The organism is Cytobacillus sp. Hm23 (assembly GCF_051842895.1).
GTDB lineage: Bacteria > Bacillota > Bacilli > Bacillales > SM2101 > Nanhaiella.
The window spans coordinates 1-8,910 of the sequence record NZ_JBPXRQ010000077.1 but is presented as its reverse complement, the minus strand read 5'-3'; the positions used below and the strand labels follow the sequence as shown (position 1 = coordinate 8,910).

Genomic DNA, 8,910 nt, shown 5'->3' with positions numbered 1-8,910 from the left:
AATTCTTGAGTAAAAGTACGGCGTGATCTTTTTGTCATGTAGATTCTCCTCATCAATCATATAGTAAGTTCATTCTACTTGACCTTAAAATTTCTGTCTAACTAAGTGTAGCCAATCCATTGATTTACAAAGGATTCAAATGTTACTGTAATATTACGTAACAAATGAACGGCATATACAATTTCATCTTGATTTTCTAGATTACTTTTATAAGGCTGAAACTGTAGTTTCACCGGAAGTCGGTTTAAGTATAGTTTATTATTTTCTAACTTACTTACAGAGTTTTTTGTATTTGTATCTGTAGGCATTTTAGAAGATACTGAATAATAACCACCTAATGTTTTTGTTGGAACTACTTTTTTGCTGTTTTCTAATAAACAAGTTTTCAATGGCTGATTGTAGTTCTTCATAAATTTGTTTTCTAGTGGAAAAGGCATGAACATGAATTACTTTATCCCATAGGTATTCCTTTTGTTTTTCACTTATATCTACTCTTACTTTACCTTCCTTATAAGATGTACTCATATTTGAAGCGTCCAAATTAGTTTTGTTTAATTTTTCGGGTGATTTTAACAAGGTAAAAGTAGGAAAGATAGTTTGAGTTAAAAGGAATAAATTGTAATGATCAACGATTTTCAACCCGGAATCTATATTATTTCTGATTTCCCTTTTTCCTCTGATAAATATGGAATCAGAATCATCGTCAGAGAAGGATTCTGATAATCTCGAAGCTTCGTTAAATGGTATCTAAATCATCTAACTCTAAGCGGTTCTTCTTTAACGAATCTAGGGTTGTACGTTCATGAGTATAACGTGGGTTTTACTATTTTAGCTTGTTATAATAAAGATATGGATAAATGTGATGGTTAATTCACAAATTATGCAACAAAAGTGATATTGTGTAAATTAGGGCTGCTCTCACAGCCCTTTTAATTTCTAGCTAAATACTTTTACAGTTGCAGCTTCAAAATCTAATATGTCATTAGTATTTTGATCAAGTAATGCAACTTGAAATAAATATTCTCCTGTTTTATTGAAAGTTCCAAGAATGTTTGCGCATGTGTTTAAAATAACATCATCAAAAACATGAACACCTACATCGTTAAATTCAATTGGCGAGCCCTCACTAAACACAAAATTTATATCATCTACTTGATCGGGATCTCCTAAAGCTACTAAAACTTTTGTGTCCCTTTCTAAATCAGTAGTTGAAAAAGCACATACTTGAATAAACTCTTGAACACCGACTTCTGCCGCGATTGGTTCCTTAAGACGAACACAAAAAGACAATATTAATACACCTCCTTAATAGAAACTACCATAGTGTATGCTATAACTTCTTTTTAGCTTGGACAAAAAACACTAAATTATGGTATTTATCAAAAATATACAAGTGCATAGTGAAATGTGAAACTTAATAGAAAATAAGGTTAATTAAGGGGTGTATTTAACAACATTGAATAAGAATAAAAAAGAATTTAATAATTTTAGAACTATAAGGATGTACTAAATTTCATGTTTCAGGTGGAAATAATCGAAAAGTATAGAAAAGAGGAAAGACATTAAAGGAGTTGAACCACATGTCTTTTGCTTTTGTTGTTAATTTTATGAGTGAGGATGTAAATGTGATTGATACAAAAAACCATTCTGTAATTGCTACAATTCCTGTTGCAAATAATCCAAGAGCAATTGGTATTACTTCAGATGATATAAAAGCCTATGTTTTAGGTGGTAGTGTTTCTGTTATTAATATAGGTACTTTAGAAGTAATAGCAACTATTGCAGAAATTACACCTACTGCTATCGTATTTACTCCCGACAATCAGACTGCCTATATTCTCAACTTTATGTTGAATACGGAAGGAACTTTATCGGTAATAGATATTAAAACCCATTCTATAATCGCTACAATCCCTGTTGGAATTGCTCCTGTTGACCTAGATATAACTCCTGATGGTAAGCTTGTCTACATTGCAAATACTAGATCGGATACCGTAACCGTCATTGATACAAAAACCCATTCTATCATTGCGACTATTAATATAAGCTTAGATTTTCTTACAGTACCACTTAAAATCTTTAGTTGTTACTCCAAATGGAAAATATGTATCTGTAGTAAATTTTAGTTTGAATTCAGTCTCTACTATAGATACCAAAACAAATACACTAACCGCTACAATTTAGACTGGGATCGAGCCTAGTGTAATCGAGTGTATACCTGATGGGAAAATAGCTTATGTTGCTAATCGATCAGGTCAAATTGTATCTGTAATCAATGTGGAAACAAACTTTGATTTCATCTATTAGCGTAGGCCAACGACCCGTAGCACTAGCGTTTACATCTAATTAGCAAGACATATTCTGTACTTAGTAATTATCATCTACATTCCACAAATATTATTAAAGATACACAATGATCATTGAGTCGTTTAGTTCTGGTTCTTCAGAAATGAAAAATTGGAACTTGTTTGTTTTTCCAACTGATAAATCTACATTCGGTATATCGTAGCTTAGCTCCCCATAGACATTCGCACATTTTAGTCACGTTAAGTATGTTAGTTTAGCCTTCAATAGAAAACGAATTTAAATATAAAGTATTTACAACTTTAGGAGGTGACTAATTACTAATGATAGATAAAGATTGTAAGTGAAAGTCGTTCCTCCACCACCTCACAACAATAGGAGATAAGCGACTAGGAATTTATAAAATATTTAACAAGAAATATACCGGAGTTGTAGTAATTTTATAATCAATGTATACATTAACCTATACCGCAATTGTATAAGCTACATACCATAATGTAACAGCTTCTGGGAGAGGGTTAATGTGTCTAGACATATCGTGAGGTCAAACTGCTGTAACAAAAAGAAAGTAGAAGTTAATAAGGAAATAGATGTTAAAAAGAATTTACTTTGTCAATTCACAGGTATTGATGTCGATATAAATACTCAGGAAATTCCAGCAGGATTTGAGGTCAATATCTATCAATCAGTTTCTGGGATAGGAAGGTCAGGGTTAGTACTTATAGAAAATCGTGGTGACGTGGATATACAAGCAATATTTATATATCCATCAGGAGCAAAAAGTGAGCCTCAATGTATTACAAATAATACAATTAATTCACTGTGTTTTGAGAACATAAGAGACATAATTGTTCAAAATACCGGTAATATAGCAGTCCCTGTACGTCATTCAATTTGTATTAAATTAGATAATGAATCGGTTTGTTTCCAAAATGAACCTAGTTTGATGAACGACATTCTGATAGAACCTGAGGTTACTATTTACAAATCCGTACTAGGAAGAGGAAGAAACGGACTAATAAGTATCGAAAACTTAAATGGAAACAGTAATAATATAGAGGTTACATTTGTCTCATTTTCAGGAGTTACAAGTGATCCAATTTTAATTCCGCAAAAAACTGCAAGAACGTTTAGCTTTGAGAATGTAAAGGAAATTATAGTTAGTAATATTGGTAATTCTATTGCATCTATAGAATATGAGATTTGTGTTATTTTGGATGATAACCTATTGTGTCTACAAGGAGAAGATGGTAGCCCAGCATACAGTACAAATAACATTTCCGGCGGGGATGAGCGTACGTTATATACATCTGTCACAAATAAAGGAGAAGCAGGAATGATTTCTGTGGAAGGTGACAGATCTGGAGGTAATATGATCGAAGTGTCGCTTTTAACTGTATCAAACCTACCCAGTTCCTTTATTATATTACCTTTGAATACAGTAACACTTAGTTTTGAAGATATTAAGGAGATAAAAGTCAAAAATTTAGGAGGAGCTGAAGCAGATATTGCTCATGAGATTTGCATTATTTTAGATAAAGAAATTATCTGCTCACAAAATGACCCTGACGGGTTTATATCAATACCTGCGAATACCGAATTTTCCATATTTAAATCTGTTTCTAAAAAAGGTGAACGGGGTTTGTTAGGCATTGAGTATGAGACAACTGATGGTGATTTAATAATTACATTTATCACAGTGACAGGTTTATCAATTAATCCTTTTTTATTACCTAGTGACGCAAGCGTTTCATTAAGCTTTGAGAATATAAAGGAAATTAAGGTAAATAATATAAATAATAGCACACCAGAAATTTGTTTTGAACTTTGTAGAGTAATAAAACATTAGCTATTAAAGCTGAGTTTTATTGTTATAATACACCGAAAAGTTGCGAAGGAAGGAGACCTAGTCACTATAAAAGCAATATTTTATTCTTGTTTCGAAAAGAATACTCCCACTTCAAGCAAAGCTAAGTGGCGAGTAGTTCATTGTTAAGTTCTTAGGAAAAATAAGTCCCTATAATTATAACGAGAATGTTTAATGTGCAAATTATACTGTAATTCAAAACAATATACGGAAGAATTCAACTTCATGTTGGACAGGCTTCACTTTTGAGAGAAGCTGTCCCTATTTGAATATATGCATTGTTTTTAATATAGGGTGGTTGTTTAAAATGACATGAACCCCAAAGTGGAGCGTACTCGTTTTTTGATAAAACGATCAGTTCTACGATATTACTAAGGTACTTTCTCTGTCTAATGGGAATGCCAATTAACTCTTCAAACACTACAGTATAAGTTGGATTTTGATCTACAATGATAAAAAGCTAGTTAACCTACTCTTTTGTTATAATTATTATAACAAAAGGGTAGGTGAGAGCTTTCTAAATCGTAATTATTCACTTAGGAGCTTTACCAATTGCTCTGCTCCTGCATCTTTCGCATAATCTAATGCAGAAAACCCTCCGTTATCCACTATCTGAACATCTGCACCTGCCTGTAGTAATAATTCAACCATTTTTATATTTTCATCAGAATCGTTATAAACAGAATACATAAGGGGAGTTAATCCATCCTGATCTATCTCATTAGGATTGGCGCCATAGTTGAGTAATAACGCTACTTTTTCCACAGGAGCATATACACTGTCAATTGCAACGTGTAAACTTGTTAATCCACTGCTTTCCTTCTCATCTGGAAGAATTCCAGCTTTGAGAAGATCCTTTAACATTAGATCATCTTCAGCAAAAAACGACGCGAAATGCAGTGCATTCCATCCATCTATGTCTGTCTGTGTAATGTCCTCTTCTAGTAGTAAGGATTGAAACAATTCATAGTCTTGATTATAAATTGAATCTAATAACGGTGTTGATTCCAAATCTAATAAGTATTCTTCTTCTGACTGATTAATGTCATCGACAAATACCTCGGTCATTTCAGTTCCAATGTATTGATATGCTAGTAGCGATACACCCGTTGCTCCGATAGTAAGTATAAATCCAACAACAAATATGATGGCAAGTTTCTTTATAGGAACAGGAAATTGCTCTCTTTCCCTAATATCCAAAAAATGTTCAACCTCTGCAATACGTTTAGGGAGCGGTGGATGCGTGGAAATGGACTCACTTAACCATACGAAAAAGCTCTTTTCTTTTTGAAGTTGTTGAATATATGCTTCTTTATTTACTGTGTTATATAATTTCTTTCCGATAGCGAGTACCATTAAACCCTTTGGTGCAGCCGTCCCTGTATTTATGTAATGGGCTGCCATGCGATCACATGTGTACTCACATGCCCTTGAATAGGCAGAACCAAGAAATGGGATGATATTCCCAGGTAATAGAAAGATCTGCTTCATAATATGATTGCGTTTAATATGTGCAAGTTCATGGGCAATGATAAAATTGACTTCTTCTCTTGCATTCTCTTCTATTAATTCAAAAATATCTGAATACAGAACCACCATATTTCTACCTAACAGTCTTGTTGCAAATGCATTAAGTATACCAGCAGATTCAACCACATAAACGTCAGGTAAAGAGATAGACATATCTTTACATAGTTCTTTTACTTTTTCATGAACCTCAGGATATTGACTGTTGGTAAGTTTCACACCATTGCTTCGAATATGACCGACCATCACACCATGAGCAATGAAAGATAAAAGCCATATAACTCCAATGATCAATACTCCAATAATTGAAAAAAGTAAAAATATATAGCATACAATACTGATGGCTAATAAAACGATAAATAAACCGATTTCATTAGAATGAACTAATTTTTTTGATTGATTCATAGATTTCCCTCTTCTTCCTGTTTCTTAGTTACCATTGTTATTTTAATCTATTTACTATGAGAATAAAAAAGTAAATGATGGATTAGATTACTATAATCCCCAATAGTAAATATGTATAAAAATACTTACAGCTTAATTATTGAACAAAAAGTTAAAAAGTCGTGAAATTTGTACTTCCTTCCCATTATCAATATCAATGTAAAGTAACCATAAAATGTAGAGTTTTCCAAATAACTTTACATAATTCAGGAGGGAGCTGTTCTTTATAAGGAGGATGTCTAATGTATAAATTACGTTGGGTTCCAACAGATTGGAATACACTCGAACGATATAGAGGTATCCTTCATGTGGCATTGTTGATTACTTAAGGTAATGAGGAATTGTACATACTCAGGTGAGTCGGTGGAGGATAACAAGGGTAATAGATTAGACATTGATCTTTGAAAAGTATGTATGTAGACTTTTTGATAAAACAAGTCTTTTACCGTGAAAACATTTATGGATGGAATGATGCATAGAATGTTTAACACGAGTAAAAGGAGGCAGATACGATATGGTACTAGCATACGTTGTAAACCGTCAAGATATCGGTACAGTTACAGTCATTAATACAAAGTCAAACTCTGTAGTAGGTACTGTGAATGTAGGTAGATTTCCAAGGAATATTGCAATCACACCAGATGGGAAACATGCATATGTTACGAACACAGGAACGGTTACAGACCCTGGAGACACAGTATCTGTTATAGATACAAAGACGCATTCAGTCATAGCTACAGTGCCTGTCGGGGAATTTCCAATCAATGTCGTTATAGCACCAGATGGTAAAACAGCATTTGTTATTGACAGTGCACTCGCAAGTAGCAGCGTGTCGGTTATAGACACGAAAACTCACTCGGTTATAGCTACAGTTCCTGTTGGAAATAGTCCGAATCGAATAGCCATAGCTCCTAATGGGAAACTAGCTTATGTTACAAATGTTGGGATAAATTTACAAGGAAACACGGTATCAGTAATTGATATTAAGACTCACTCGGTTATTGCAACTGTTACTGTGGGGTCGAATCCTCGAATTCCCGAGTTTACTCCAGATGGAAAGGTAGCCTACATAACAAATGAAAATTCTAATAACGTATCGGTAATTGATACTAGCACCCATTCTGTTATCTCAACTGTAGTAGTTAGAAATAATCCACGGGGTATTGCATTTACTCCTGATGGTAAGTTTGCTTATATCACTAATTTAAATAATGGGTCTACGGGTTCAATCTCAGTAATAGAAGTAAAAACTCATACACTTATTGGTACTGTGCCAATAGGTAATAATGATGATCGTCCAAATAGAGTTGCAATAACTCCATGTGGAAATTTTGCATATGTGACAACTGTTAGCGGTAGAATAGTCACCGTTATTGAAATCAATACACAATCTATTATTGCAACAGTACAAGTTGGTAATTTAAATCGTTCCATAGCCTTCACATCAGATGGAAAACTTGCCTACGTAGGAAATATTATTGATAATTCTATATCAGTCATCGAAGTAAAAACTCATTCAGTCATAGCAACAGTTTCTACAAGAACTCCTAGAGGGATTGCTTTTACAAGGTAGGAGAAGAGTCATTTATTTATTGGAATGTAATTACAATAAAAGAAGTATTTTATAGAAATATAGATAAGCCTACATTTAATAAGACTTATCTATTAATAGAGGTTGCTTCAATTTCTTGTAACCATTTATCAATCGCTGCTTTAGGGAAGAAGAGCTCACCCTTAATTTTTAAATAAGGTATTACGCTTTTACCATTTGAATCAGGGAATAACTGAGTTACTTGTTCATCGCTTAAACCCAAATATTCGGATAATTGTGTAGCAGTTAATAATTGATTTTGTGTTGCATCCATTGTGTATGATTGTGTGGCTTCAATTCCATCAGACAATTGTTCTGCAATTATTCGATTTCCTTCTTTTAACCCATTTGAAATAAACCAACTACCTATTACAATACAAATTGCTAAGGTAAATAATGATCTTGCTATTAAGTTTTCTTTCATAGATTTTCACCCCAAAAATAATATATGTCCATTATAAAAAAAATTTCCAATGAGGTGCTAAAAAATAAATTACGGGTTTTGTTTTAGTAATCATAATAAAATGGCAATTGCATGGTTTAGTATGGTTTCTGGTATTGTTATTTTTATTGAATATTTATGATCAGATCAAATAAGAAACTAATCTAATTAATAAACATAATAGAAAAAGTGTGTACAAACTTACTTATAGAGCGACTACTTAAAATAATAAAAATGGGCAAACTGTATGGATGCTAGTCCAAGAAGTATATCTTGTTTATTTATATAATAATTACTTTTTAGGAGAGAATTCATATGGATACCTATCTATTTACAATGACTATGGTATGTTGTATGTGTATGATGATAGTATTAATTGAATCTGATATAGAGGTTAGTGGATTATTTATAAGAGAACCTATCCAAACAGTACCTTTCTTAACCCCACAATCTTTAGCAGATCCAGATAGCTTGATTACAGAAGAATTTTTATAATATCGTGATAGGTTTTTACTAAACACAATGATTAATTAAGCTGCTAGGGGCTGATTCTAGCCCTTTTTCTATTTAGACTCGAAAAATGTAATTCACAATGAAAGCTACATTTTATTAATATAATTTGAACAAAAAAATAGCGACGCATTCCCCTTCAAAATCTATTTGATTTAGTGGGGGTTAGTCGCTAAGGTCTTCATTCACCTTGTTCTTCAATGTATTTTTTTATTATGTCAATGG

General features: G+C 32.8%; 8 protein-coding genes. 4 read left to right on the top strand and 4 right to left on the bottom strand.

Annotated elements, in window-relative coordinates; translation table 11 throughout:
* Nucleotides 1-101: 101 nt before the first annotated feature.
* Both ACSVDA_RS24335 and ACSVDA_RS24330 read right to left on the bottom strand, forming a co-directional pair.
* Nucleotides 102-410 carry a hypothetical protein gene (locus tag ACSVDA_RS24335; RefSeq protein WP_485886954.1) on the bottom strand — a complete coding sequence of 103 codons (309 nt, stop codon included), beginning with the start codon at nucleotides 408-410 and terminating at the stop codon, nucleotides 102-104.
* Nucleotides 411-936: 526 nt separating this feature from the next.
* Nucleotides 937-1,290 (bottom strand): hypothetical protein, encoded by a 354-nt coding sequence (locus ACSVDA_RS24330; RefSeq protein WP_485886952.1) that lies wholly within the window; start codon nucleotides 1,288-1,290, stop codon nucleotides 937-939.
* Between the two features lie 290 nt (nucleotides 1,291-1,580).
* On the opposite strand from ACSVDA_RS24330, the gene ACSVDA_RS24325 reads away from it, so the two are divergent.
* The gene (locus tag ACSVDA_RS24325; protein WP_485886950.1) at nucleotides 1,581-2,126 is read left to right on the top strand and encodes a YncE family protein; all 546 of its coding nucleotides are present in this window, start codon (nucleotides 1,581-1,583) and stop codon (nucleotides 2,124-2,126) included.
* A gap of 701 nt (nucleotides 2,127-2,827) precedes the next feature.
* Entirely contained in the window at nucleotides 2,828-4,153 is a 1,326-nt protein-coding gene (locus ACSVDA_RS24320; RefSeq protein ID WP_485886948.1) for a hypothetical protein, read from the top strand.
* A gap of 546 nt (nucleotides 4,154-4,699) precedes the next feature.
* Here ACSVDA_RS24320 and ACSVDA_RS24315 read toward each other — a convergent pair.
* Nucleotides 4,700-6,103, bottom strand: coding sequence for a M48 family metallopeptidase (locus ACSVDA_RS24315; protein WP_485886946.1), 1,404 nt, complete (start codon nucleotides 6,101-6,103; stop codon nucleotides 4,700-4,702).
* Nucleotides 6,104-6,656: 553 nt separating this feature from the next.
* Between ACSVDA_RS24315 and ACSVDA_RS24310 the strand changes: the two genes are divergently transcribed.
* Complete coding sequence (locus ACSVDA_RS24310; protein WP_485886944.1) at nucleotides 6,657-7,715, top strand: beta-propeller fold lactonase family protein; 1,059 nt, start codon at nucleotides 6,657-6,659, stop codon at nucleotides 7,713-7,715.
* Nucleotides 7,716-7,800: 85 nt separating this feature from the next.
* Here ACSVDA_RS24310 and ACSVDA_RS24305 read toward each other — a convergent pair whose 3' ends face one another.
* Nucleotides 7,801-8,157 (bottom strand): helix-turn-helix domain-containing protein, encoded by a 357-nt coding sequence (locus ACSVDA_RS24305; protein ID WP_485886942.1) that lies wholly within the window; start codon nucleotides 8,155-8,157, stop codon nucleotides 7,801-7,803.
* A 333-nt stretch (nucleotides 8,158-8,490) separates the two neighbouring features.
* Here ACSVDA_RS24305 and ACSVDA_RS24300 point away from each other — a divergent pair, with 333 nt between their 5' ends.
* A complete protein-coding gene (locus ACSVDA_RS24300; protein WP_485886940.1) occupies nucleotides 8,491-8,670 on the top strand; it encodes a hypothetical protein in 180 nt (59 codons plus the stop codon).
* Nucleotides 8,671-8,910: the final 240 nt, after the last annotated feature.

Coding starts and splice junctions, on each gene's coding strand:
- ACSVDA_RS24315 (WP_485886946.1), bottom strand. CDS start 6,103: ATGAATCAATCAAAAAAATTAGTTCATTCTAATGAAATCGGTTTATTT.
- ACSVDA_RS24305 (WP_485886942.1), bottom strand. CDS start 8,157: ATGAAAGAAAACTTAATAGCAAGATCATTATTTACCTTAGCAATTTGT.
- ACSVDA_RS24335 (WP_485886954.1), bottom strand. CDS start 410: ATGAAGAACTACAATCAGCCATTGAAAACTTGTTTATTAGAAAACAGC.
- ACSVDA_RS24325 (WP_485886950.1), top strand. CDS start 1,581: ATGTCTTTTGCTTTTGTTGTTAATTTTATGAGTGAGGATGTAAATGTG.
- ACSVDA_RS24310 (WP_485886944.1), top strand. CDS start 6,657: ATGGTACTAGCATACGTTGTAAACCGTCAAGATATCGGTACAGTTACA.
- ACSVDA_RS24300 (WP_485886940.1), top strand. CDS start 8,491: ATGGATACCTATCTATTTACAATGACTATGGTATGTTGTATGTGTATG.